Origin of the sequence: Gilliamella sp. W8126 (assembly GCF_016102185.1) — a bacterium.
GTDB lineage: Bacteria > Pseudomonadota > Gammaproteobacteria > Enterobacterales > Orbaceae > Gilliamella > Gilliamella apis_A.
This window is the reverse complement of sequence record NZ_JACFPE010000001.1, coordinates 710,762-737,050: the sequence shown is the minus strand read 5'-3', so window position 1 is coordinate 737,050 and position 26,289 is coordinate 710,762. Positions and strand designations below refer to the sequence as shown.

Genomic DNA, 26,289 nt, shown 5'->3' with positions numbered 1-26,289 from the left:
AGCGTATTTTGAATTATCAATTTATTATTAGTAATGATGAATTATCCAATTATTGTCAAAAGATCAAGAATAGTAGTGCTATAGCATTGGATACTGAATTTGTACGAACTAGGACTTTTTATCCTCATTTAGGGCTGTTACAGGTTTTTGATGGTAAACATGCCGCCTTAATTGATCCGCTTAATATTAACGATTGGCAGGAATTCTTAGTGATTTTAACCAATCCTAAAATTGAAAAATATTTCCATTCCTGCAGCGAAGATATTGAAGTGTTTCTACATACATTTAATTGTGTTCCTTCTCCAGTAATTGATAGCCAAATTTTAGCTTCTTTTTTGGATAATCCAATTAGTAGTGGTTATGCAAGTTTAGTTAATAAATATCTTGGCGTTGAGTTAGATAAAAGCGAAACACGAACTGATTGGTTAAAACGCCCTTTGACAGAAAAACAGTGTGATTATGCTATTAATGATGTTTTATATCTGTTTCCATTAATGAATAGTTTAAAATCTCAGCTTATATCGATTGATTATTTAGCGGCTGCTTATCAAGAGTGTCAAAATGCAATTGCACGTAAATGTGAAACATTTGATCCTCAAAAGGCTTACTTAAATATTAAAAATAGCTGGCAATTGAAAGGGGATAGTTTAGGGCAATTAGCTAAACTTGCTTGCTGGCGTTATCAATTTGCCAAAACTCACGATATAGCGTTGAATTTTGTGGTGCACGAAGAGATTTTATGGAAAATTGCGCGTTATCAACCAACCTCCTTAGCAGAACTGGATAAATTGGGTATGAAAGGTAAAGATATCCGTTCATATGGTCAAACAATTTTGGATATATTGCTTCAACCTATACCTATTATTCCGACAATTCAACGTATTAATAGTTATCCAAATTATAAAAATATTGCTGATTTATTGAAACAAATTGCTGAAAAAATAGCATCACAAACAGGACTTAATAGCGAATTAATACTTTCAAGACGATTAATCAATCAGTATGTAAAATGGCAAAATGATAGGAAAGGTGAAATTCCAGAAATTCTGTCAGGATGGCGAAAACCATTATTTGAACAATATGACCTGCCTAATTGATTAAATCATAATGGAAGAATGACAAAATTTTAGTTAAATGGTGTCAAATTACATTGACACCAATCTCTATATTAAGCTAGTTCACTTAGCATCGATTCAACAATTTTTGATGATTGGGCTGCAGCAAGTTTTAAAAATGATTGAAAATCAACTGCCGATTCATCATCTCCATTATCAGAAATTGCTCTCACCACCACAAAAGGTACTTTAAATAACCAACAAACATGGCCAATAGCGGCAGCTTCCATTTCAACGGCGATTGCATCAGGAAAAGTTTGCTTGATCCGTTCTAAATTGCTTTTACCATTGATAAAGGCATCACCACTGCCAATTGAGCCATCAACAGCATTGACCCCATGTTTCTTTATACATTGTTTAGCTAATGATTGATAATTAATATCAGCAGCAAATGAAACAGGGCAACCTGACATTTGACCAGGTTTATATCCAAAGGCGGTTAAATCAACATCATGATAAAATACATCTTTTGATACAATAATATCTCCGATATTCAGTTCCGTTGATAGACCACCCGCTGAACCGGTATTAATAACTGCATCAACTTGATAATTATTTAATAATAATGTTGTTCCTGAGGCTGCAGCAACTTTACCTATGCCTGATTGTAATAATACAATTTCACAATTGGCTATTTTACCAATATGAAAATCACATCCTAAATGACGCTCTAATTGATAATCGGTAATTTTACTCTTTAGTATGGCTACTTCTTCTTCCATAGCAGCGATAATAGCAATTTTCATATGGTCCTCTTGGCTTATTAACCGTATATTTATTTTAAATGTGCTATCATAATTGCTGTAAGTTAACTTGACAATAAATGAATATAACGGAGATAAAATTTGCGTACAATTTTTATAACGGGTTGTTCTAGCGGTATTGGATTGATTTCAGCTATCGCATTGAAAAAACGAGGTTATCGTGTCATTGCATCATGTCGAAAAATAGCAGACCAACAAAAATTAATTGAGCAAGGTTTTGAAACCGTTTTGTTAGACTTAGACGATGCCAATTCAATTAATCAAGCTGCACAACAAGTATTAACCTTGTGTGAGGGTAAATTATATGCATTATTTAACAATGCTGGATTTGGCGTTTACGGCCGTTTAAACACTATTAGTCGATCACAATTAGAATCACAGTTTTCTACTAACTTTTTTGGTGTTCATCAATTGACTCAATTACTATTACCGGCAATGATTGAACAAAATGAAGGTAGAATAATTCAAACTAGCTCGATTGTTGGAATAGTCGCAACACCGGGTAGAGGCGCATATTCTGCCAGCAAATATGCTTTAGAAGCATGGTCTGATGTACTGCGTTTAGAGTTAGCGAACACCAATATTAAAGTTTGCTTAATCGAACCTGGTCCATTGAAAACCTATTTTTCAAACAATGTAAATCAGACCGAAAAAGAAAAAATAGTAAAAAATCCACCTATTGCCAAACGCTTTACGTTAGCTCCTGAAGCGATATTACCCTATCTGTATCACGCATTAGAGCATAACAAACCAAAAATACGTTACAGGGTAACAAAAGTAACTAAACTGGCGGCAATAGCTAAACGTTTGCTTCCTGATAGATTAATGGATAAAATTTTACAAAATAAATAAACAGTTAAACATATTTATAGGATAGATTATGTCAAATCAATTTATTTTTGATGTTAATGAACAGAATATTCAAGAAATTATCGAAAAATCAACCAGTAATCCAGTGTTATTCTATTTTTGGTCACCAAGAAGTCCTAATTATCAAGAAATGACAGATACGTTAACCAAATTAGCAACACAACATCACGGACAATTCATTCTTGCTAGCGTAAATTGTGATGAACAACAAATGTTAGCAGCTCAATTTGGGCTTAGAGCAATTCCAACCGTTTATATGTTTCAAAATGGTCAACCTGTTGATGGTTTTCAGGGGCCACAAAATGAAGAAACTATTAAAACTTTTTTAGATAAAATTTTACCCAATGAAGATGAACTAAAGCTTATTGAAGCACAACAATTATTTAATGAAGGCCAATATGCGCAAGCATTACCTTTATTAAAACAAACTTGGACTGTACTTAAAGATCATTTAGGCAAACCAAGATCAGATATTGCGTTAATGTTAGCGAAAAGCCAAATAGAACAAAAACAACTAGCTGAAGCAAAGGAGGTTTTGACAACTATTCCATTGCAAGATCAGGATACAGCATACCACGGTTTACAAGCCGAAATTGAGTTACTCGAACAAGCAGCGAATTCACCTGAATTACAACAATTACAAGCTGAATTAGCTAAACAGCCAGATAATGTTGAGTTAATGATTCAACTTTCATCGCAATTAATGCAGGTTGGCCGGCACGAAGAAGCCTTAGAACTGTTGTTCAAACCTTTAACAAAAGATCTGAATGCTGGCGAAGGGCAGGTGAAGAAAACTTTACTAGATCTATTAGCAGCTTTAGGAACGAATAACGCACTTGCTAGTAGCTATCGCCGTAAGCTTTATACGTTATTATATTAAAATTGCTAAAACTAAAGTTTGAAGGATTTTGGACGCTTTTTTATGAGCTACTGGATATTAGGGACGAATATCACAACCTAGAAATATATGTCGCAGTAAAGTTAATGAATTCAAAAATCGCGGGAAATTGAATTCTAGATAGTTAGGTTAAGGTATATAAAATGAAGAGATTCAACAATAGAGTATTGTTGAATCTTTTTTATTTAATGTTCGATAACGCGAGGAAAGTTTTCATTACTACGAAGGGTTAGAACTTCAACACCATTATCTGTAACTAAAATCGTGTGTTCATATTGGGCTGACAATCCATGATCTTTGGTTTTAACTGTCCAACCATCTTTCATAGTACGAGTACGCCAATCCCCAGTATTTACCATCGGTTCAATAGTAAAGGTCATACCTGGTTTTAAAATCACACCACCATCGTCAGCATCATAATGTAAAACTTGTGGTTCATCATGATATACTTCACCTATACCATGGCCACAATATTCACGAACAGAAGAAAATCCAAATTTATCAACATATTTTTGAATTGCTTTACCGATTTCTTTTAATCTGATCCCTGGTTTAATTATTTTAATGGCTTCGTATAAACTCTCTTGTGTGACTTGACATAGTTTTTCTCCGGCAACAGTTGGTTTTCCTGCAATGTACATTTTTGATGTATCCCCATGAAAACCATCTTTAATTACCGTCACATCAATATTAAGAATATCACCATCTTTTAACTTTTTATCAAAACTTGGAATACCATGACATACTACATCGTTAATTGAAATGCAGCTGGTATGCTGAAAACCATGATAACCAATGTTGGCAGGAATAGCCTTTTGCACATTAACAATGTGTTCATAACAGATCTTATCTAGCTCACCAGTGCTAATACCTGGTTTGACATAAGGTTCAATCATTTCTAAAACTTCTGCTGCTAATTTGCCAGCGATTCGCATTTTTTCGATTTCAGCGGGGGTTTTTAACTTAATAGACATTAATGAGTTCCTATAATTTGCATGGCAATATCCTATCATATACCGCTATTTCGTCAAATCATAGCTATTGATAAATCAAGTATAACGATTAAATTTAAGATTTTTGTTAAAAAATTTTGAGGAAAGGGGTTTTTGGACATAAAAAAAGAAAACTAATACAGCTTAAAACCATTTAATTATATAATAATGCATTATAAAAAAAGGTTTTCATAAAATGCAATGTAGCTATTATCAAGAAAATAAATGTTTGTCTTGTCATAAAATAAATCAACCATATAAGTCTCAACTAAATGAAAAGCAAAACCAATTAATTGAAACTTTAGCAAAGTTTAATCCTAAAGAAGTTAAAGATCCTTCTGCTAGCCCTGAATTAGGTTTTCGTAATAAAGCTAAAATGGCGGTGCTAGGCACGGTTGAAAAACCCATATTGGGTCTTCAAAATGATAACCAAATTATTGATCTGTGTGATTGCCCGCTTTATAGCGTAAATATGCAAAGTATCCTAAAAATGGTTCGCACCTATATCCGTAAACAAGGATTGGTCCCTTATAATATTAATAAGCGGAAAGGGGAGTTAAAATTTGTCATTATTACCGAAAGTGTTATCGATGATAAAAGCCACTTTATGCTGCGATTTGTGTTGAAATCACATGTATTTGTCGAGAAAATAAGAAATAGTTTGCAAAATTTACTCGATAAGATAAATAATCTACAAGTCGTATCGATTAATATTCAACCTAACCATGCCGCTATATTAGAAGGTAATGAAGAGTTAATTTTAACAGATAATCCTTTTCTAGAATTTAGGTTGAATAGCATACCACTTTATATAAAATCAAAAAGCTTCTTTCAAACAAATAGCTATATTGCTGAAAAACTATATAAAACGGCTAGTGATTGGCTGGCGAATTTAGATGTAAACTCTATATGGGATCTCTTTTGTGGTGTAGGTGGATTTGGTTTGCATTGTGTTCGTCATGCTAATAACGATAATATTCAATTAACAGGAATTGAAATTAGTTCTGATGCTATTGAATGTGCATCAAAATCTGCTAAACAGCTAGGTTATGACAAACTTAATTTTGAATCCTTAGATGCCACTAAATATGCAACCCATCAAAAGCAGACGCCTGATTTAGTTTTACTTAATCCACCAAGACGAGGGGCAGGTAGAGTACTGGTCGAATACTTGGAAAATATACAACCCAACTATATTTTGTATTCAAGTTGTAATTTGTCATCATTAGCACAAGATCTACAATTATTGACTAATTACCAAATGACCAAAGTGCAATTATTTGATATGTTCCCTCATACATCTCATATGGAAGTGCTAGTTTTGTTAGAAAAAATCAGATAAATCATTACTAATATAGGCTAGTTTTTATAATAAATATTAATAAATCTAGCCTAACCAATTTTGTGAATTCTTTTGTTCTTACCTTTTATTTTCATCATATAAAGATTTCTTATCCTGATTCTATTCAATTTTTATAATTACAGCAATAACATTAAATGATAATCATTAACAAATGTTAATAATTATTATTAACATTGATCATGTTTATAATTTTTGCTAGATTAATGGGCCAAAAATGATAATTATCAAATATTGGGGCATTGGTTAAAGCAGTTCATTAATCTAATTTTGTGGTGAAAAATGAAAATAAATAAGATATTTCTAATGATGTTGGCGGCTTCAATACCTTTCCCTGTATTTGCTGATAATGATGATATAGAAATAATTACGGTTACGGCGAGCAGACAAAAGAAAGCTAAATTGGCTATCCCTGAAACGGTTGATGTTGTGACTAAGAAAAATATAGATGATCATCAAATGTCAACGATGGAAGATTTAGTTAGATATATGCCAGGTATATCGGTAAATCGACAAACTTCTGGTACCGATCCTTTTGGGAATCTCGGTGGAATTAGAATACGTGGCATGTCGGGTAACCGTGTTCAGTTACAAGTAGATGGCTCAAGGGTTATTGAAAGTATACAAGACGGAAACAGAAATTTTATTGATTTATCAAATATCAAAACCGTGGAAGTTATTCGTGGACCAGGATCAGTTTTATGGGGAGCCGATGCAGTTGGTGGTGTTGTGGCATTTAAAACATTAGATCCTAGTGATTTACTTAAAGGCAGATCATATGCAGTTAGAGTTAATGGTGGTTATGATAGTTTGAATAAACAAAATACTAAAACCGGTATGTTAGCTGTTGAACTAATGTCTAATTTAGAAGGTTTATTAAGTTTTAGTCGTCGAGATTATCAAGAGGCGAGATTAAGCAAAGCTAAAGCGAATGGTGGTATTTGGGGATGTCCGCGTGGAGAAGATGCCATTCGATGTAATAAATTAAACCCTTTAGATGCGAAAGCAGAAAATATGCTCACTAAACTGGTTTATCATAATGATAATCGGGAAACAAAATTAACATATGAAAATTTTCGATCTAACTCGTTTGTAAAACAGCTATATGATTACGGTTTGCAATCTAATGGATCTTTCAATGGTGATTATCGAAGAACGCAAATACAAACTCGTAAAAGGTTTGCCATCGATGATAGTTGGATGCCATCATTAGGGTTTGTGGATCAAATTAAAACCATGCTCTCTTATTCTCCTCAAGAACGTTATTTAAAATCACATCGTCAGCAAAAAGATAAAAAACAAAATCCGATTTATACCTATACAACTAATGATTATAAAGAAAAATTCTGGCAATTGGATTTACAATTGAACTCAAACTTTGACTTTTTAAACAGTAATCATGATTTAGTTTATGGTTTTCAGGGCGATATTACCCGCAGTTACTATCGTAATGCAAGTACAAAAAATGGTATAAACAGCATTGGTGGAGGGTTTAATTTTGCTAATTCTAAAACACAAAGAGCTGATATCTATTTTCAAGATGAATTTCATTTGATTAGTGAACGATTTAAAATTAAGCCAGGTGTCCGCTATGCAACTTACAAAATCAAACCCAATCCAGATAGCCATTATGCGGTAATCGAAGGAAAAGAACCTCGTGAGGTTACATCACATCGTTTTATTCCTCAATTAGGTGCTTTGTTTAACATTAACGATCAATACTCAGTTTATGCTCGTTATGCTGAAGGTTTTAAAATGCCAACAGCTCAACAGTTATATACTTCTTTGCCATCATTTAGCATGAATCTAATCCCTAATCCTAAATTGAAGCCAGAAAAAGTAAAATCATATGAAACAGGGTTAAGAGGCGATTTTTCTAAAGGCTGGTTTAGTGTAGGCTTTTTTAAAGCTGATTATAGTGATTATATAAAGAATTTTATTCGTGTTGGACCAAAAGATTATACCTATAAAAATTTATCCAAAGTTAATCTTTGGGGTATTGAATCATCGGCTGAATGGCAATTTTATCCAAATTGGACATTAAATGCGTCGACTTCGTATCAATATGGTAAAAAACAAGAATCACCTGGACAGAAAAAATCTTATTTTAATGATGCCATGCCATTACAAGGTAATCTAGGTCTAAAATGGCATCTTCCTGATTTCAATTTTGATACTGAAGTATTAGCTACATTTTCTAAAGCGGTTTCACATGTATCCAAAGATAGCTCGTCTTCAGATGAAGTATTTAAGCCAAGTGGTTATGCCATTTATAATGCTTATTTAAATTGGCATCCAAGCAAGAATATTACTATTAGGGGTTCAGTATTAAATATCTTCGATCGTCGTTATTTTAAATGGCCTATGTTTAGTAGTTATTATAAAAATCCGCAAACTAATGTAAAAGTGACGAATCCTATCGAGTTACAAACAGCGCCAGGAAGAACATTTGCCATAAGTGCGGTTATAAATTTCTAATAATTAAGGATGATTACTACTATCAAAATTTTAATAACGATATTGATGGTAGTAAATAGAAAAAATATTTAGTTTCGAGAATATAAGTTTTGCAAACATTAAAAAATATCATATTGCTTATGAAGCTCTGTTTCAAATCCAAGCAAGGAAAGTTAGGTTTTGGTTATGCTTTTATTATTATAAGTTTAAATATTATTCTAATCAGAATCAGTCTAGAAATGATTAATTGGAATAAAAACTTTTATAACGCATTAGAAAAGTACGATATGCAAGCGGTAATAACGCAATTATTAGTTTTTATCATGTTAACTTTTTTTGGTGCAATTACCTATTTGATCATCGAGTATTTAAGAAAAACATTGGTTATAACTTGGCGTAAAGTTTTAAATGACACGATAATAAATCATTGGCTCAATCATAAAGCCTATTGGTTTATAAATAATAATCAAGCAAACATAGACAATCCAGATCAGCGTATTTCTGAAGATTGCCTTTTATTTATCGAAAGATTAACTAACGAAGGATTTTCATTTATTACACAATTTATAGGTCTTTTTTCATATTTTATGCTTTTATGGCAAATAACCGATAATTTTGTTTTAGAATTTAGCCTATTCAATATTGATATAAGCATTTCACATTATCTAATTTGGTTAGCCCCTATTTATGTCATTTTAACTTCATATGTTGCCCACAAGTTGGGAAGCCCATTAAAAAATTTACTCATTCAGCAACAACATTTAGAAGCAAATTACCGTTTTGTTTTAACTCGATTTAGAGAAGCGAAAGAATCTATTGCATTATTAGATGGAGAACAGGTTGAACAACAACAATTTGATCAACATTTTGATAGCATTGTAAAAAATTGGTATAAACTGATTAAACGACAATTTATTTTAGGTTGTTTTACACGTCCTTACTATTTAACAGTGTTAAGTATTCCGACCTTTTTTTCTCTACCAATCTATTTAATCGGTAAAGTTAGTTTGGGATCATTGATGCAAATTAGTAAATCATTTAGTAATGTAGTGACTAATTTATCTTGGTTTATTTTCAATTATAATAAACTGGCCGAACTGATTGCCTGTAGTTATCGTTTAAGCCAATTTATTCAACAGTCTGAAAAAGTCTCTTACCAGTTTAAACAACTTAATCAAGTTGAAAATGGAGATGAATGTTTATTATTGGAAAATTTAATCATAAACAAACCTGATGGAAAGATTTTACTAAAATTACCTGATCTCCATATTAACAAAGGGGAGTCAGTTGTTTTATCTGGTGCATCGGGTATAGGTAAATCAACACTTTTTAAAATAATATCTGGTCTTTATCCATATTATGATGGAGTGGTCAAGGTTCCTAAATTTAAGAAACTTTTTTTATCACAAAATGCTTACTTTCCTATGGGAGGATTGGCTCATGCAGTAAGTTATCCAGAACCATTGTTTGAGAAGGATCTTACTGTTATTAAACAACTACTATTAGATGTAGGTTTTTCTTCTGAAAATATTGATAAAAATTTACTTAATGATAATTTAAATACACTTTCTGGTGGCGAAAAACAACGTTTAGTTATTGCGAGAATTTTAATGCATAAACCGGATTGGATTTTTATGGATGAAACCACCAATGCTTTAGATAAAGTAGCCGAAATGCAATTGCTAAAATTGTTACAGACTAACTTACCAACAAGTAGTTTTATTATAATTTCTCATAGTGATATATCGAACTACTTTAATAAGTGTTATCAATTAAATTTATCGTGATTTTAAAAACAGATTATTTAACAAAATATTAAAACAAATCAAGGAGAAATTATGGCTGAGTCCAAAAATGATGTTGTGCAAAAAACATTAGATGATTTACATGTAACAATGCAAACTATCATACTTTCAACAATCACCGAAACAGGAGAGGTTGATACTAGCTATTCACCTTATTTCTTTGACGGTAATGACTATTACATCTTAATTTCAGACTTAGCACCACATAGTAAAAATATCAAAGCTAATTCAAACATATCTTTTTTAATTATTGATGATGAATCTAATACTAAGAATATTTATGCTCGTAGAAGATTGTCTTTCCATGCTTCGGCAACTATTGTTGAAAGAGGATCTGAACAATTTGATTCTGTTGTCGATCTGCTAGCTAAAAAAGTGAGCAAAATGGTTTATATGTTAGCTGAAATGAATGATTTTAATTTATTTAAATTAACCCCAAAAGAGGGTAGATTAGTAGTTGGTTTTGGTAAAACCTATATTATCGATCCACAAAATAAAACGGTAATACCAGTAGATGAAGATTATGTCGCTAAGCAAAAACAACAATCTACTAATTAATATCATTATCAAAGCATTATCTATATTATTGCCATTACTTATTAACTCAGTAATGGCTTTTTTCATCACGCCACTTTTTGCTTAAATGTTTTAAATAATAGTTTTTTTATTTTCGATTGAGGATTCATATTCTAAAAATAGCTTCACTCAATCAAGAAAACTGCCTATCTAAAGCAGTAAACTATGTTAAAATTAAACCAACATAAACTGAATTTAGGATAGTTAATATTATGGTTCCTGATGTTTCGAAAGCTCTCAGTTGGTTAGAAAAACATTATACTATTTTACAAGGCATTCAGAGAGGCCTTGAACGTGAGACATTACGGATTTTACCTGATGGTTCGCTGTCAAAAACGCCGTTTCCTGAAAAAATTGGTGCTGCATTAACTCATCCATGGATAACGACTGACTTTGCAGAATCTTTATTAGAGTTTATTACTCCAGTTAATACCAATATCGATTATATGTTAACTTTTTTACGAGATTTACACCGTTATGCCAGTGTAAATATTGATGATGAGTTAATGTGGCCACTGAGCATGCCTTGTTTTGTTGCCAAAGAAGATGACATTATCTTAGCTCAATATGGAAAATCTAATGAAGGACGTTTTAAAACGGTTTATCGTGAAGGTTTAAAAAATCGTTATGGTGCCATGATGCAAACTATTTCAGGGGTTCATTATAACTTTTCATTACCCATGGCATTTTGGCAAGCAAGAGATGGTGTTAAAAACAGTGAAGAGGGTAAGGCTGTTATTTCGGAAGGTTATTTCACTCTAATTCGCAATTACTACCGTTTTGGTTGGGTTATCCCTTATTTATTTGGTGCATCGCCATCAATGTGCTCGTCATTTATTCAAGATCCAGAAAAAGCAAAAGCTTTCATCGAACAAACTAATGGTAACTGCTATTTACCTTATGCCACATCATTACGATTGAGTGATATTGGTTATACTAATAGTGCCCAGAAACAATTAGGGATCACCTTTAATCATCTAGATACTTATGTTGAAGGTTTAAAGCGGGCTACCAAGACAAAATCAGCCGATTTTGGCAAATTAGGCATTAAGGTTGATGGCCATTATCGACAATTGAATGATAATGTATTACAAATTGAGAATGAATTTTATGCACCAATTCGACCGAAACGAGTTCCAAGATCTGGGGAATCACCATCCGATGCTTTACTACGTGGTGGCATAGAATATATAGAAGTTCGAGCACTTGATGTTAATCCATTTTCACCAATTGGTATTACCGAGGAACAAATTCGATTTATCGACCTATTTTTAATTTGGTGTGCTTTAGCGTCTGCTCCTGAAATGAGTAGTGCAGAGCTAGAATGTGCAAAATTAAATTGGAATAGAGTGATTATTGAAGGCCGTAAACCAGGATTAGAAATTGGATTAGGCTGTGATAGCTATCGACAACCGTTAGCTAAAGTAGGGCATGAACTTTTCAAAGATTTACTTCGAGTCGCCGATGTACTTGATCATCAAGACGACAAACAACAATATCGAAAAGTTTGTGAACGGCTTGATCTTATGTTTGATCAACCGGAATTGACACTATCGGCGAGAACTTTAGCCGCTATTAGTGATTTGGGAACAGCCAAATTTGGTTTAGCTTTAGCTACTCAATATAAAAAACAACTTAGCTCAGAACCTTTATCGGTTCTAACTGAAGATGATTTTAATCAGCAACGAATGTTATCGATTGAAAAACAACAGAAACTAGAACAAAATGACACTATGTCCTTTGATGAATTTTTAAAAGAAAAATTGAACAGCTAAAATGTTTAAACATCGCGATTATACATTACGATATCAAGGAAAATGTGATGTTGAATTAATATTACCAAACCATAAAATTATGCATAATGAACCGTTAATTGGCCAACAACCTTTTTCGGTTTTGGTTTGGAATATTTTTAAACAGAAGAGGGCGGATTGTATTAATATCCTCGAGCAATATGCTCATCAAACCAAGTTGATATTATTACAGGAAGCTCAAACCACCTCACAATTATTAAATTTTATTGCTGAAAATAATAAAATTGCTGATCATGTACCAGCCTATAGTTTAAACGATATTTATGCTGGAGTTATGACAATAACTGACACAACACCAACACAAATTTTATCCTTTAGAGAAAGAGAACCATTCATTCGCGTACCAAAATCAGCATTAATTACTCTTTATCCAATAAAAAATTCAACGCAACAACTTTTAGTTGCTAATATTCATGCTATTAATTTTAGTCTAGGGGTGAAAGTTTACCGCCAACAAATTTATATGTTATTAAATTATATCGAACAACATCATGGGCCAGTAATTTTGGCGGGCGACTTTAATGCCTGGAGTCGGCAACGATTAAGCCTACTTTATCATTTAATTCGTTCAATAAATCTTAAACCTGTTAATTTCTCTAATGATATAAGAAAAACATTTTTAGGTAGGCCTCTTGATTTTGTATTTTATCGAGGATTGAAGCTTAATGCGGCTAATATAGTCAATACAGCCGCATCAGATCATAATCCATTATTTGTGAAATTTAAATTGGATTAGAATTGACCAAATTGATCGTTAATATGTCACCTTCTTTAACACGCATATTTTTTAATTTATTCCATTGCAAAAGGTCGGTGATTTTAACTCGGTAATTTTGAGCGATAGTATAAAGGTTATCACCCGCTTTAACTTGATAAGTAATCTGTTTTTTGCCACCATTCAACATTGATTTGGTATCTTTCGCATTGGTACCTGTATATTGAATAGTAGTAGATTTTATTTCAAACGGCATATTGTTATGTGGAACATCTTCTAAAAGTTCAGTCACTTGATTAACAACTAAATTTTCAGATTTTAACTTTTTAAATAATTTATCAGCATGAGAATAAGGTACCAATAGATGGAAAGGGCCATTTACTGTTTGTTGTACATAACCTGCATTGTATGTCATTAAATCGTTAAGTGATAATTCTGAATATTGCGCTATTTTAGCTAGTGATACGTTTTTAGACATATCGATTCTAACTAATGAATTTTCATAATTACAATCAGGTAATTTAATACCATATCGTTTATTATTTTTAACAATATCAATGATAGCTAATATTTTCGGCACATAATGCATTGTTTCTGCCGGTAAATCTAACGACCAATAATCAGTTGATAAACCTTTAGCTTTATTTTTATCAATAGCTCTTTGAATTCTACCTTCACCAGCATTATATGCGGCTAATGTTAACAACCAATCGCCATTAAATCGATTATTAAGGTTTTGTAACAAAGAGATTGCAGAACTTGTTGATGCAATTAGATCTCGACGGCCATCAAAACTGCTACTACGTTTTAAACCATATTCTTTAGCAGTAATAGGTACAAATTGCCATAAACCAGCAGCTTGAGCAGGAGATGTGGCTAAAGGATCGTAAGCACTTTCTATTAATGGGATTAAAGCTAGTTCGACCGGTAATTTATTTTTTCGTAACTGATTAATGATGTAATATACATAAGGCTCAGATCGTAACGCAATATTTTCAAATCCTTTTGGATTACGTAATAAACGTTCGCGTTCGGCAACAACTCGGCTATTATTTGGTACATTAACGTTAATTTGCGTTAACATATAACGCCAAGGATTTTGCGTAACTGAAGCGTAATTAACACCACCACTTTTAACGCTAGAATTAACTATTGATTTAGTATTATATTTTTTTGAGCCAGCGTTGTACCGTGAACCATGATTCTGACACCCGACTAAAAAAGCACATAACACTGTAAATATTAATAATTTTTTCATTAGATTATAAGTTAGGACATTAATTTAAGCTGATTATTATACCTAAAAAATGTCCTTTTGGCTCCTAAAAAAAGCAAACAACTCTAACTCATTGTTACAATTAAATTTATTTTGTAAGTTTTTTTCCTCACAACGTAAAAATAAGTTGATCTGTTTTTCTTTGGTTAAAATAGAAGGCAAAGTAATTTTCTTTTTGCAGATAAAATCATAATACTCATGGATAACATGATCCTCAGGAACCAGCTTTTGAGCAAAATCTAAATTAGTTAAGGTATATTCATGTCCTGCACAAATAAGGGTATCATCAGGTAACTGCTTTAATTTATTCAGCGAACTTAGCATTTGCTTATGATCACCTTCAAAAATTCTTCCACAACCAGCGGAAAACAATGTATCTCCACAAAATAAATATGGCTGACAATAATAAGCTAAATGTCCTAATGTATGTCCCGGTACTGAAATAACCTCATATCGAAAATCAGCAATCAATAATTCATTGATGTTTTCGAGACGGTTAATCTGCAAATTAATTTCACTTGGCCCATAAGCTTCAATATCGGGATAAGCTGCTTTTAGCTCAGTTACCCCACCAGTGTGATCGATATGGTGATGAGTGAGTAAAATTGCAAGGGGTGCTAAGTGATATTTTTTTAGATAACTTAGCACTGGAGCAGCTTCACCAGGATCTATAATAACTACCTGTTTATTAGCATTTTCAAGTAACCAAATATAATTATCTTTTAGAGCCGGGATAATATGTAGCTGATACATTGTTATTATACCTTTATTTTATCGGATTAATCAGTTAATGATGCTTCAAAAATAGTATCATGTAAGGTAGGTGATTCAGCTTGCGTTTTGGCGATAACATCACAGCGTTCGTTCTCAATATGGCCTGCATGGCCTTTTACCCAAATCCATTCGATAGTATGTAGCTTAGCTAATTCATCTAAACGTTGCCATAAATCAACGTTTTTCACTGGTTGTTTTTTAGCGGTTCTCCAGCCGTTTTTTTTCCAACCATGAATCCAATTCGAAATACCATTGCGTAAATATTGGCTGTCAGAATAAAGCTTAATTTGACAGGGTTCTTTCAGTAATGCTAACGCAACAATGGCAGCAAGTAACTCCATACGATTATTAGTGGTGTTGAAATAACCTTGAGCTAGTACTTTTTCATTTTGTTTGTATTTTAAAATCGCTGCATATCCACCAGGTCCTGGATTACCCAAACAAGATCCATCAGTGAATATTTCAATACTTTTTTGCATATTTGGCCTAATTTATAAACTTTTATCGTGATTATTTTTCAAGAAATTTTGGCTTAATATAAATATTAATAAACCATTATTAATGTTGTATCAATCATTGACTAAAACAGTGTAGGTATCAACATCAGAGCGTTTTGGTGTTAGACTATACCACTAATTTGTTAAATTCCCAATTATAGATAAAGAAGAGTATATTGTGATAACACATTCAACCCGCCAAATTGTATTAGATACAGAAACTACAGGTATGAATCAAGACGGTAATAATCATTATGAAGGTCATAAGATTATTGAGATTGGTGCAGTTGAGGTATTAAATCGACGATTAACAGGAAATCATTTCCATGTTTACATCAATCCAGAACGTTTAATTGATGAAGAAGCCTTTAAAGTTCATGGTATCAGTGATGAATTTGTTAAAGACAAACCGATTTTTAAAAATATTGCGCATGATTTTATTAAATTTATAGATGGTGCTGAATTAGTTATTCATAATGCCTCGTTTGACGTTGGCTTTATGGACTATGAGTTTCGCCTTTGTGGGTTAGACTATAAAACAGCTGATCACTGTATTGTTACCGATACATTAGCTATGGCTCGCCGTCTTTTCCCAGGTAAACGTAATAATTTGGATGCATTGTGCGAGCGTTATCAAATTGATAATTCACATCGTACCTTACATGGAGCCTTACTGGATGCTGAAATACTTGCTGAAGTTTATTTAGCAATGACCGGAGGACAAACCACTTTGGCATTTAGTTCAGACGATAATTTATCTTCATCAATGACGAATAATGCCGTGAAAAAAATTGAACGTAGTGGAATACCGCTAACAGTAATTAAAGCTAATGAAGCAGAATTATCTGCGCATGATTCAATTTTAGAAAAAATTAATAAAAAAAGTGGTGGAGCGCTTTGGAAAGTGCATTAATGATTGTTTTCTATTCAATTGAACATAATTTTTAAAATTTATATTGACGAAAATAATAATAATCTTTAATATCACGCCTACTTTAATCTTCTGCATTAAAGAGTCTAAAAAGCGGAGCGGTAGTTCAGTTGGTTAGAATACCTGCCTGTCACGCAGGGGGTCGCGGGTTCGAGCCCCGTCCGTTCCGCCAATTCTTAAAAGTTTTACTCACTTTGAGTATAATTCAAAAACACTCATTCTATATAAAACTCATAACATTTCTGAATTAATTTTAACTATACTTCAATACTATTTTTGTATCCTTTTTTTGTTCCAATTTTAAATATATGAGATATCACGTCAAGAAACTAGCTTAGCCGTAATCTTTTGATTTAAATTTTCTATAGCTACTTATATCTAGTCTTTCTCTAAAGAATATGGTTAGAGCTTAATAGTTCTGTCATTTGATATTTAGTTGTAACTTTCTCTATATATTTATGTTATCTTCAATAATTATTTACACAAATTAAAATTATTTGAATTGATTTAAATATGTTAAAGAAATCGCTATTTATTTTTTTAGGAGGGCTTTCCTTTGTATTAGGAACAGTGGGGATTTTTATTCCTATTTTACCTACTGTACCTTTTTATTTGCTTACTGCATATCTATGGTTAAACAGTTCTGATCGCCTATATAACTTTTTTACCCAAACTCGTTATTATCAGACCTATGTGCAGAAAATGCTTATCGAGAAAAAAGTATCAAAAAAAGGATTGATAAAAATGTTAACCATGGTTTTCATCATTTTATTTATTCCATTTATTTTATTTGATTCTTTGCATGTCAGAATTATTTTAGCAATAGTCTTCTTTGCACATGTTATTTTTGGTGGGTATTATTTTCTCAAGAAGAGATAATATAGTTGTTGGCAGGAATAAAATTACAGGGTAAATAAGTTACCCTGTAACAATCACTTAGTAATATAGTGAGATAACTGATAACTATTTAAGACTTTTTTTAATCTCAATAGCTAATAATGGATTCCACATTGCACCTGTAGCACTCATTACCGCATCAGCGCCATTTTGAATAAATTGATGATAATGTTCACTATTGCTGACACCACCAACGCCAATAATGGAAAAATTTAAATCCAGTTGTTGACGATATTTTGCCAAACGACTCACCATATCAAGTCCAGCCCAACGAATGGCATCACCACATATGCCACCTTCTTTACGGTTTTCACCTAGTGCCGGATGTCCACTTGCATCTACCGGTTTTGCCGAAAGGGTATTAATAGTACTTAATCCGTCAATGATTTTTCCGACACGAGTTAATAGAGATATAATGCGTTCATCATCAGGAAAATAGGCTAATTTTAATATAAGAGGGCGATCTGGTACCGCATTCTTAATTTCATTCACAATTCGTTCTACTTTATCGACATCAAAACAAAGTAGTTTACTTGCTCCTTCGTTTGGACAACTCAAATTAGCTTCTAATATAGGCGCATTAGTTTCTCTCACTAATTTAGCCGCTAAAGCATAATCTTTTTCTATCTCACCATTACCTTGGGTACCTTGGAAACTACCTATTACACATTGTCCAGCGCCAGCCGCATTTACCGCATCAGCCATATCAGGTTGCCAAATATCCGGTGAAAACGATGGCACACCAAAAGAATTAGTAATGGATAAAGGTTGATCATAGTTTCTATCAGCCAACACAGTATCTAGGTTAGGTGATAACTTGCCGTTAGGATGAACAGACAAAACATTCGGTAATGGATGACATTTGTGAAACTTGGTTCTAACCGTTTTATAAACACATAAGTCAAATCCATAAGCAAAAGCAGCTTTGATATAATTAGCATTTAGTAACGGACCTGCAGGCTGACCAAATGGAAGATTAACATCGACATTTAAAAATTTTGTTGGTTTAGTTGCGACCTGTTCAGCCTTATCTAATTCAGCAAAAAGTCCAAAAGGGCCTTGAGCATAATTATCTTCGTAACTTATGCTTGGATTATAAAAAGGGATCAAAGGTTTCATGCTATCTCCTGTCTATGGCTATTTTTGATGTGATTTTGGTTTAAAATTTGATATAAATTCGAAAAGTTAAAGTTGCAGACATAAAAAATCCTCCATAAAGGAGGATCAATATTCAAAAGAAAAAGACAATTCAATTTTATTTTTGCTATTGGTCTGTGTGTTTGAACCACAATCATAATCAAATTCTCTTTTCTAAAATTGCTAAGCATTCTAGCCGAATATAAATAAAGTTCAAGTGCTATATTGATAAAAATATATAAGTAAATGAAATGGTTACAGTGTTTTTTTTTAGACTATCAGCTTTGAAGTTGTTGTATAAGTCAACAAATACCGCAAAAAATGAACAGTCATTTTTTGAGATTTGACAATTTTTGCCATTAAATCTCTAAAAATATTTGATATTTTTCTGTCGAAAAAATGATATTTTTTGACTAATGAAACTTATGTAAGTGGAGAAGAGTAATGTGAAATGGTATTATGCTCGCCAAAATTTTAATTTGAATATTAATGATTAGGTATTAAAAATGAAAAAAGATATTTTCAAGTCAGTAACTTTACCCAATGGAGTGGCATTAAAAAATCGCATTATGATGGCGCCTATGACCACTTGTTCAGGGTTTTATGAAGGATCAGTTACCAATGATTTAATCGAATATTATCGAGCAAGAGCCGGAGAAATAGGCACAATTATTGTTGAATGTGGCTTTGTTGACAATAAAGGATTAGCCTTTCCTGGTGCAATCGGTCTAGATAGCGATGATAAAATTGAAGGTCTTGCTAAAATAGCTCAAGCTATTAAAGAAAAAGGTTCAAAAGCAGTTATTCAAGTTTATCATGGCGGTAGAATGGTTGAACCAAAACTTATTGGCGGTCAAACGCCTGTTGGTCCAAGTGCTATTGCCGCCCCAAGACCGGGAGCTGCTACACCGATAGAATTAACTGCCGATGAAGTTGATCAAATGATTGATAAGTTTGGTCAAGCAGTACGTCGAGCCATTCAAGCTGGTTTTGATGGCGTGGAAATTCATGGTGCTAATACTTATTTGATTCAACAATTTTATTCACCAAATTCAAATCAACGAAATGATAAATGGGGTGGCAGTCGCGATAATCGAGCTCGATTTCCACTAGCGGTTTTAGATATCACCTATAATATGGTCAAACAGTATGCAAATTCAGACTTTATTGTTGGTTACCGATTCTCTCCAGAAGAAATAGAAGAGCCAGGAATTCGTTTTGATGATTCAATGTATTTACTTGAAAAGCTTGCGGAGAAAGGCTTAGATTATATTCACTTTTCAATGGGGGCTATTTTAAGACCTTCGATAGTTGATACTCAAGATCCAACACCATTAATTAATAAATATATAGCAATGCGTTCAGAAACTTTAGCTAAAATTCCAGTTGTTGGGGTGGGTAACGTTGTTAATGAAAGCGATGTTAGAGCTGCATTAGATAATGGATTTGACTTTGTTGCTGTTGGCCGAGCGTGTATTGCTTATCCAGATTGGACTGATCGCATCATGAAAGGTGAAAAATTAGAACTATTCATCAATAGTGATAAACGAGAAGAACTTAATATTCCCGAACCTTTGTGGCATTTTTCACTTGTCGAAAGTTTAATTCGTGATGTGAATTTAAATGTTAAAAAGTTTAAACCTGGTAATTATCAAGAAAAAGTTAATGATGAATCTTATGAATTTGTGATTAATGTTGAGCTTGGTAAAGATTTTATCAAAGATATGCAATTAGTTAATGCCAATAATTTTGATAATGAGGTATTAAATAATTTTTCAGAAATTAAGCATCGCATTATTGAGTCAAATAGTCCTCATGTAGATGCGATTTCTGGTGCTACATCACAAAGTGAAGCCTTCAAAAAAGCAGTTACTAAGGCGATGGCTCAATCAAACAAAGAAGCGATTATTGCTGAAGGTGGTGATCCAAATGCCAAAGCCTATGATGTTGTTGTTGTCGGTAGTGGTGGTGCCGGTCTTGCTGCAGCGATTCAAGCCCATGACCTTGGTGCTAATGTTGTTGTGATTGAAAAAATGTCAGTTATTGGCGGTAATACCAATAAAGCTTCAGCAGGTATGAATGCTGCGGAAACCAAATTCCAAAAACTTAAAGGTATTGTCGATAGTAAAGATCTGTTTTATCAAGAAACCATGATTGGTGGTAAAAACAAAAATAATCCAGAACTATTACGCTATTTTGTTGAGAATGCGCCTGATGCTATTGATTGGTTAGATAATAATGGCATTGAACTCAGCGGTATTACAACTACTGGTGGTATGAGTATTGATCGTACTCATCGTCCTGCAAGTGGTGCTGCAGTCGGCGGTTTTTTAATTAGTGGTTTAGTTAAAAATATTAACCGACGTGGCATTGAAGTAATGCTTGATTGTAATGTTACTGAAATTATTACTGAAAATCATAAAGTTGTTGGTGTTAAAGTGACTGAAGAAGATGGTTCAATACAAACCATAAAAGCTAAAGCAGTTATAATTGCTACCGGTGGTTTTAGTGCCAATCATGAAATGGTTGAAAAATATCGTCCAGATCTTAAAGGATTTGTCACCACCAATCACAAAGGAGCAACTGGCTCTGGTATTATGATTTTAGAAAAATTAGGTGCCGGAACAGTGGATATGAAAGAAATTCAAATTCATCCGACTGTTGAGCAGACTACATCTTACTTAATTTCTGAATCAATTCGTGGTGGTGGTGCGATTTTAGTATCACAAAAAGGTGAACGTTTTGTTAATGAATTAAATACACGTGATAAAGTTTCTGCCGAAATCATTAAGTTGCCTGAACATTATTCGTATATTTTATTTGATCAACAAATTCGCGATGAAAATAAATCTGTTGAGGAATATGTATCGCAAGATCTAACTGTACAAGCTGATTCAATTAATGAGTTAGCACAAAAACTGTCAATTGATGCGAATACCTTACATAAAACCATTGAACGATATAATCATTTTGTTAATAACAAACAAGATGAAGATTTTGGCCGAACTACTGGTTTACGTCATCCAATTGATAAAGCACCTTTTTATGCGATCAAAATTGCTCCAGGTATTCATCATACTATGGGTGGGGTAACGATTAATACTGAAACCCAAGTTCTTGATACCGAGAAAAATGTTATCAGTGGGGTATTTGCGGCTGGTGAAGTTGTTGGTGGTGTACATGGCGCCAATCGTATCGGTGGTAACGCCGTAGCTGATATTATCATTTTTGGTATGCAAGCAGGTAAACAAGCTACAGATTATATTCATCAATAACTGAATAGCAATTTTTGAATGCATCATTCACGCTATGAATATACTCAAGCTATGATGGGAACAACGGTATCATTAATGCTTTTTGAGCCTAATGAAACCGTTGTGCAACATGTTTTTAATACCATTAATCAGCTTGAAAATAAATTAACGGTTAATAGACCCGTATCGGAAGTTATGTCAATCAACAATGCGGCAGGAAAGCATCCGATAAGAGTTAGTCATGCCGTTTATTCGCTTATTGAGCAAGCTTGGAAAGTCAGTTTAATGCCAGATAGTTGCTTTAATGTTGCTATTGGCCCCTTAGTTAAACTTTGGAAAATTGGTTTTTCTGGACATCAGGTCCCCGATCCCGAGCAAATTGTTGAAAAAAAATCTTTGATTGATCCTAATGATATTGAATTAGATCCTAATTCTTGTTCGGTATTTTTAAAAAAAGTAGGCATGGAGATTGATTTAGGCGCAATAGCCAAAGGTTATATTGCCGATGTGATTAAACTAGTTTTGCAACAGCACAAAGTTTATCAGGCAATAATAAACTTAGGTGGTAATGTGCTAACTATAGGCGACTCACCCATTGATGCTGAAGGTTATTGGCATATAGGGTTAAAAAAACCCTTTTCCTCAGTCGAAAATGAGTTAGTCGGTCTTATTAAAGTAAAAAATAAATCTGTTGTTACATCGGGAATTTACGAACGTTACTTTATTGAAAATCAACATGTTTATCATCACATTCTGGATTCTAAAACGGGTTATCCCTTAGATAATGAGTTAGAAAGTATTACCGTTATTTCGGATACATCCCTTGAAGGTGATATTTATTCAACAATCTTATATGGATTTGGTATTGAAAAGACTAAACAATTATTGAAAAATCAGCAAAATTTATCTGCTATATTTTTATTGAAGGATAAAACAATAAAGATAGTCAATCCTGATAATTTTGCTTTTGAACTGCTCAATAGAGAATATCAAGTAATCTAAATATTGCGAATAAAATAAAGATTTTACAAATTATATCATTTCATTATCAATTTGATTAAATTGATATTTAATTTAAAAGGAAATATTATGAATACAGTAAAAAAACCGCCAGTTAAATGGCTTCCTCTTATTATTATTGCAGGGATATCGGCAATATTATGGCTTTTTATATCTCCACCAGAAGGTATTAGTTTAGAAGGTTGGCGAACAAGTATTATATTTGTGGCAACTATCGCCTGTATCGTGGCAGAAATCATGCCTATAGGCGCAATTGGATTATTAGCTATTACGGTATTTGCTGTTCTAAGACCATCAGGGGCGACAACCGCTGCTGAATCAGTCAAAATATCATTAAGTGAATTAAACAGTAGTTTAATTTGGTTGATTGTTATTGCGTTTATGATAGCTCGAGGGTTTATTAAAACTGGTTTAAGTAAACGTATGGCTTATTTTTTAGTAAAAATTTTAGGCAAAAATACCTTAGGTTTAGCCTATGGATTATCAGTAACGGATGTTGCATTAGCACCAGCGATTCCAAGTACTACGGCTCGAGCTGGTGGTGTAATTTATCCAATTGCTGAAGCATTAGCAATCAACTTTAATTCAAATCCTAAAGATGAATCAAGAAATCGTATTGGTACTTTTTTAATGCTAACCATAAGTCACGTTAACGACATTACTTCGGCAATGTTTTTAACTGCTTTTACTGGTAATTTATTAGCGGCAAAATTAGTGACTTCATCACTTGGCATTACTTTGGGTTGGGGACAATGGTTTATTGCTGCAATTGTTCCTTGTTTAGTGTCATTTGTTGTTATTCCTTTAGTTATTTATTTCTTAACTAATCCAGAATTGAAAAAAACACCTGAAGCACCAAAATTAGCTGCTGAAGAACTTAAGAAAATGGGTTCAATTACCTTAAAAGAAATCATTATGGGTTCTACAGTCGTTTTATTATTAGCACTTTGGATTTTTGGTAAAAATATTGGTATCGATTCAACTACAACTGCATTTATTGGTTTAACTATTTTAATTTTAACTGGTGTATTAAGTTGGGATGATATTAAAGGTGAAAAAGCTGCTTGGGATACATTAATCTGGTTTGCGGCTTTATTAATGATGGCAGGTCAAGTCAACAAACTTGGTGTCACTAAATGGTTAGGCGATACCATTGGCTCTGCAGTGAAAGGGCATTTAGGGGATAGTAGTTGGATTTTTGTTATCATTATTTTATGCGTTGCTTATGTTTATTTACACTATTTCTTTGCCAGTGGTAATGCACATATTGCAGCTCTGTTCCCAGTGTTCTTATCCGTTGCTATTGCCTTAGGTGTACCACAATTAATTGCTATTTTTGCTTTAGTCATTTGTACCAATTACTTTGGTTCACTTACCCAATTTGCTAATGCTCGAAATCCATTATTATTTGCTGAAGGCTTCGTACCTGTAAAAACTTGGTGGAAAGTAGGCTTTATTTGTAGTGTAGTTAATCTAATTATTGTTTTCACCATTGGTATTTTATGGTGGAAAATTATTGGATTAGGTTAAAACCTCTATAATCTACTTTTATCGACAAATAAAAACCGCCATTTTTAGGCGGTTTTTTTATTGTAATCAATTGGTAAATCTCAAAAAGTTTCAATTGATAATTTCCAATTATTAACCGCTTTCCAATATTTTTGCTCTTGTTCCAAATCTAATAGAATCAACCTATTATTTTCAACAAACAGCTTATCTATTGCTAGTGTCACTTTGGTGAACTTTTCTTGCGACAAAATTAACTTGAAAGCATCAAGATCTAGATAGTTACTGCGTTGATTATTTATGAGTATTGATAATCTGAGAATTTGTAACATTGCTATAATATGTTTAAATTCAAACAAACTAAAATAAGGAAACTCTTCTATATTAATCGATTTTCGATGGTAACGAACCAACGTTGATAACAATAATTGTTGTTCTTCATTAAATCCAGGTAAATTACTATTCTTTAGAATATAACTAGAATGTTTATGGATAGAAGAAAAGTTAATTTTTAAACCTACCTCATGCAATTGCGCAGCCCAATATAAAATGGATTCAACACTTTGAGGTATGATCATGGATGATTGTGCTTTCCATTGAGAAAAAAAGTATTTTGCCGTTTTTACAATTTGTTTAGCATGGCGCTCATCAATATTATAGTGTTGCGATAGCGATTCAGCTGTTGTTTGTCTGATATCTCGATAGTTCGGCCCATCAATAAGTTCGTAAAGAACACCTTCACGTAAAGCACTCGGACTAAATTGTAATTCTTTTAAACCTAATGCATTAAAGACGCCACTGAATATGGCTAGCCCACTGACAAAAACATTTTTTCTTTCCTCGGATAGAGATGGGAAATCAATTTCATGAAAATCATTAAATTCTAATACATAACTGATTAAATCATCCAAACGTTTAGGGGTGATAATTCCGTCACTAACGCCAATATCGAGTAAAATTTTATAAATGCTTTTAATGGTACCGGAGGTACCGAAAGCAGCACTAATATTATGTTTTTTTATTAAGTTAATTAAATTTTCAATTTGTTGTTCTGCAGCTAGTTTTGCTTGTTGAAATGAATGGTAATCGATTTTCTTTTGCGGAAAGAATTGTTTAGTATAAGTGACACACCCCATTGGTCTGCTAGCTACTAGTATTGGTTTTAAATCATTACCTTTACCAATAGCAATTTCAGTAGAGCCACCACCAATATCAACCACGAATTTGCTATCATTTTCATTGGTTGACTCTGCAGTCATTGTACCTAGATAAATAAGTCTGGCTTCCTCTTGACCAGAAATGATTTCAATAGGGTAAGGTAATATTTTAGCTGCTTCGTTTAAAAATTTAAGTCTATTTTTCGCAATTCGTAAAGTATAAGTAGCGACAATTCTTACATTTTCGGCTGGAAATCCATTTAATCGTTCAGCAAATAAAGCTAAACATTCAATACCGCGATTAATACTTGATTCACTTAATTCGTTATATTCATTTAACCCAGTAGCAAGATGAATATTCTTTTTATGTTTATATATGATTTGTCTAGCCCCATCGATATTGCGAGCGATGATCATATGAAAACTATTAGAGCCTAAATCGACGACAGCATATTCATTAAATTTATTCACGTT

At 32.9% G+C, this 26,289-nt stretch carries 21 protein-coding genes and 1 tRNA gene; 15 read left to right on the top strand and 7 right to left on the bottom strand.

Annotation, left to right across the window (positions count from 1 at the left end; genetic code table 11):
• Window positions 1-8: 8 nt before the first annotated feature.
• Window positions 9-1,097, top strand: a complete 1,089-nt coding sequence (gene rnd / locus H3S74_RS03445) for a ribonuclease D (RefSeq protein WP_198247219.1) — start codon at window positions 9-11, stop codon at window positions 1,095-1,097.
• Between the two features lie 71 nt (window positions 1,098-1,168).
• On the opposite strand, the gene H3S74_RS03440 is transcribed toward rnd, so the two are convergent.
• Entirely contained in the window at window positions 1,169-1,861 is a 693-nt protein-coding gene (locus H3S74_RS03440; RefSeq protein ID WP_198199927.1) for a 5'-methylthioadenosine/adenosylhomocysteine nucleosidase, read from the bottom strand.
• Between the two features lie 99 nt (window positions 1,862-1,960).
• Between H3S74_RS03440 and H3S74_RS03435 the strand changes: the two genes are divergently transcribed.
• Both H3S74_RS03435 and H3S74_RS03430 read left to right on the top strand, forming a co-directional pair.
• A complete protein-coding gene (locus H3S74_RS03435; RefSeq protein WP_110447834.1) occupies window positions 1,961-2,731 on the top strand; it encodes an SDR family oxidoreductase in 771 nt (256 codons plus the stop codon).
• A gap of 28 nt (window positions 2,732-2,759) precedes the next feature.
• Window positions 2,760-3,629 carry a co-chaperone YbbN gene (locus H3S74_RS03430; RefSeq protein WP_198199924.1) on the top strand — a complete coding sequence of 290 codons (870 nt, stop codon included), beginning with the start codon at window positions 2,760-2,762 and terminating at the stop codon, window positions 3,627-3,629.
• A 203-nt stretch (window positions 3,630-3,832) separates the two neighbouring features.
• Here the strand turns inward: H3S74_RS03430 and map are convergent, their stop codons facing one another.
• Window positions 3,833-4,621, bottom strand: coding sequence for a type I methionyl aminopeptidase (gene map, locus H3S74_RS03425; RefSeq protein ID WP_110447836.1), 789 nt, complete (start codon window positions 4,619-4,621; stop codon window positions 3,833-3,835).
• 214 nt (window positions 4,622-4,835) lie between these two features.
• On the opposite strand from map, the gene rlmC reads away from it, so the two are divergent.
• From rlmC to H3S74_RS03395, 6 genes are all read left to right on the top strand, one after another.
• Window positions 4,836-5,981 (top strand): 23S rRNA (uracil(747)-C(5))-methyltransferase RlmC, encoded by a 1,146-nt coding sequence (gene rlmC / locus H3S74_RS03420; RefSeq protein ID WP_198199919.1) that lies wholly within the window; start codon window positions 4,836-4,838, stop codon window positions 5,979-5,981.
• 300 nt (window positions 5,982-6,281) lie between these two features.
• Window positions 6,282-8,477, top strand: coding sequence for a TonB-dependent hemoglobin/transferrin/lactoferrin family receptor (locus H3S74_RS03415; protein WP_198247218.1), 2,196 nt, complete (start codon window positions 6,282-6,284; stop codon window positions 8,475-8,477).
• Between the two features lie 119 nt (window positions 8,478-8,596).
• Window positions 8,597-10,243 carry an ABC transporter ATP-binding protein/permease gene (locus tag H3S74_RS03410; protein WP_232354843.1) on the top strand — a complete coding sequence of 549 codons (1,647 nt, stop codon included), beginning with the start codon at window positions 8,597-8,599 and terminating at the stop codon, window positions 10,241-10,243.
• Between the two features lie 51 nt (window positions 10,244-10,294).
• Window positions 10,295-10,819: a HugZ family protein gene (locus H3S74_RS03405; RefSeq protein WP_198247216.1), complete on the top strand. Its 525-nt coding sequence runs from the start codon at window positions 10,295-10,297 to the stop codon at window positions 10,817-10,819.
• A 230-nt stretch (window positions 10,820-11,049) separates the two neighbouring features.
• Entirely contained in the window at window positions 11,050-12,612 is a 1,563-nt protein-coding gene (gene gshA, locus H3S74_RS03400; protein ID WP_198247215.1) for a glutamate--cysteine ligase, read from the top strand.
• 1 nt (window position 12,613) lies between these two features.
• Window positions 12,614-13,387, top strand: coding sequence for an endonuclease/exonuclease/phosphatase family protein (locus H3S74_RS03395; protein WP_110447842.1), 774 nt, complete (start codon window positions 12,614-12,616; stop codon window positions 13,385-13,387).
• Here the strand turns inward: H3S74_RS03395 and H3S74_RS03390 are convergent.
• The 3 genes from H3S74_RS03390 to rnhA are packed head-to-tail and all read right to left on the bottom strand — an operon-like array spanning window position 13,374 to window position 15,895.
• Window positions 13,374-14,624 (bottom strand): transglycosylase SLT domain-containing protein, encoded by a 1,251-nt coding sequence (locus tag H3S74_RS03390; RefSeq protein ID WP_198247214.1) that lies wholly within the window; start codon window positions 14,622-14,624, stop codon window positions 13,374-13,376. The two genes, H3S74_RS03395 and H3S74_RS03390, sit on opposite strands and share 14 nt — an antisense overlap.
• A 42-nt stretch (window positions 14,625-14,666) precedes the next feature.
• Window positions 14,667-15,395, bottom strand: coding sequence for a hydroxyacylglutathione hydrolase (gene gloB / locus H3S74_RS03385; protein WP_198247213.1), 729 nt, complete (start codon window positions 15,393-15,395; stop codon window positions 14,667-14,669).
• A gap of 26 nt (window positions 15,396-15,421) precedes the next feature.
• Window positions 15,422-15,895 (bottom strand): ribonuclease HI, encoded by a 474-nt coding sequence (gene rnhA / locus H3S74_RS03380; protein WP_110447845.1) that lies wholly within the window; start codon window positions 15,893-15,895, stop codon window positions 15,422-15,424.
• Window positions 15,896-16,091: 196 nt separating this feature from the next.
• Between rnhA and dnaQ the strand changes: the two genes are divergently transcribed.
• The 3 genes from dnaQ (at window position 16,092) to H3S74_RS03365 (ending at window position 17,723) form a co-directional block, all read left to right on the top strand.
• A complete protein-coding gene (gene dnaQ, locus H3S74_RS03375) occupies window positions 16,092-16,826 on the top strand; it encodes a DNA polymerase III subunit epsilon (RefSeq protein ID WP_086358940.1) in 735 nt (244 codons plus the stop codon).
• Between the two features lie 113 nt (window positions 16,827-16,939).
• Window positions 16,940-17,016 (top strand) — tRNA-Asp (locus H3S74_RS03370).
• Window positions 17,017-17,357: 341 nt separating this feature from the next.
• Window positions 17,358-17,723, top strand: a complete 366-nt coding sequence (locus tag H3S74_RS03365) for a YbaN family protein (RefSeq protein WP_198247212.1) — start codon at window positions 17,358-17,360, stop codon at window positions 17,721-17,723.
• 84 nt (window positions 17,724-17,807) lie between these two features.
• On the opposite strand, the gene H3S74_RS03360 is transcribed toward H3S74_RS03365, so the two are convergent.
• The gene (locus H3S74_RS03360; protein WP_198247211.1) at window positions 17,808-18,860 is read right to left on the bottom strand and encodes a hypothetical protein; all 1,053 of its coding nucleotides are present in this window, start codon (window positions 18,858-18,860) and stop codon (window positions 17,808-17,810) included.
• A gap of 524 nt (window positions 18,861-19,384) precedes the next feature.
• Between H3S74_RS03360 and H3S74_RS03355 the strand changes: the two genes are divergently transcribed.
• The 3 genes from H3S74_RS03355 (at window position 19,385) to H3S74_RS03345 (ending at window position 24,682) form a co-directional block, all read left to right on the top strand.
• Window positions 19,385-22,153 (top strand): flavocytochrome c, encoded by a 2,769-nt coding sequence (locus tag H3S74_RS03355; RefSeq protein ID WP_110447849.1) that lies wholly within the window; start codon window positions 19,385-19,387, stop codon window positions 22,151-22,153.
• Between the two features lie 18 nt (window positions 22,154-22,171).
• Window positions 22,172-23,134 (top strand): FAD:protein FMN transferase, encoded by a 963-nt coding sequence (locus tag H3S74_RS03350; protein WP_110447850.1) that lies wholly within the window; start codon window positions 22,172-22,174, stop codon window positions 23,132-23,134.
• 87 nt (window positions 23,135-23,221) lie between these two features.
• Complete coding sequence (locus H3S74_RS03345) at window positions 23,222-24,682, top strand: DASS family sodium-coupled anion symporter (RefSeq protein ID WP_110447851.1); 1,461 nt, start codon at window positions 23,222-23,224, stop codon at window positions 24,680-24,682.
• Window positions 24,683-24,762: 80 nt separating this feature from the next.
• Here H3S74_RS03345 and H3S74_RS03340 read toward each other — a convergent pair whose 3' ends face one another.
• Window positions 24,763-26,286, bottom strand: coding sequence for an exopolyphosphatase (locus tag H3S74_RS03340; RefSeq protein WP_198247210.1), 1,524 nt, complete (start codon window positions 26,284-26,286; stop codon window positions 24,763-24,765).
• Window positions 26,287-26,289: the final 3 nt, after the last annotated feature.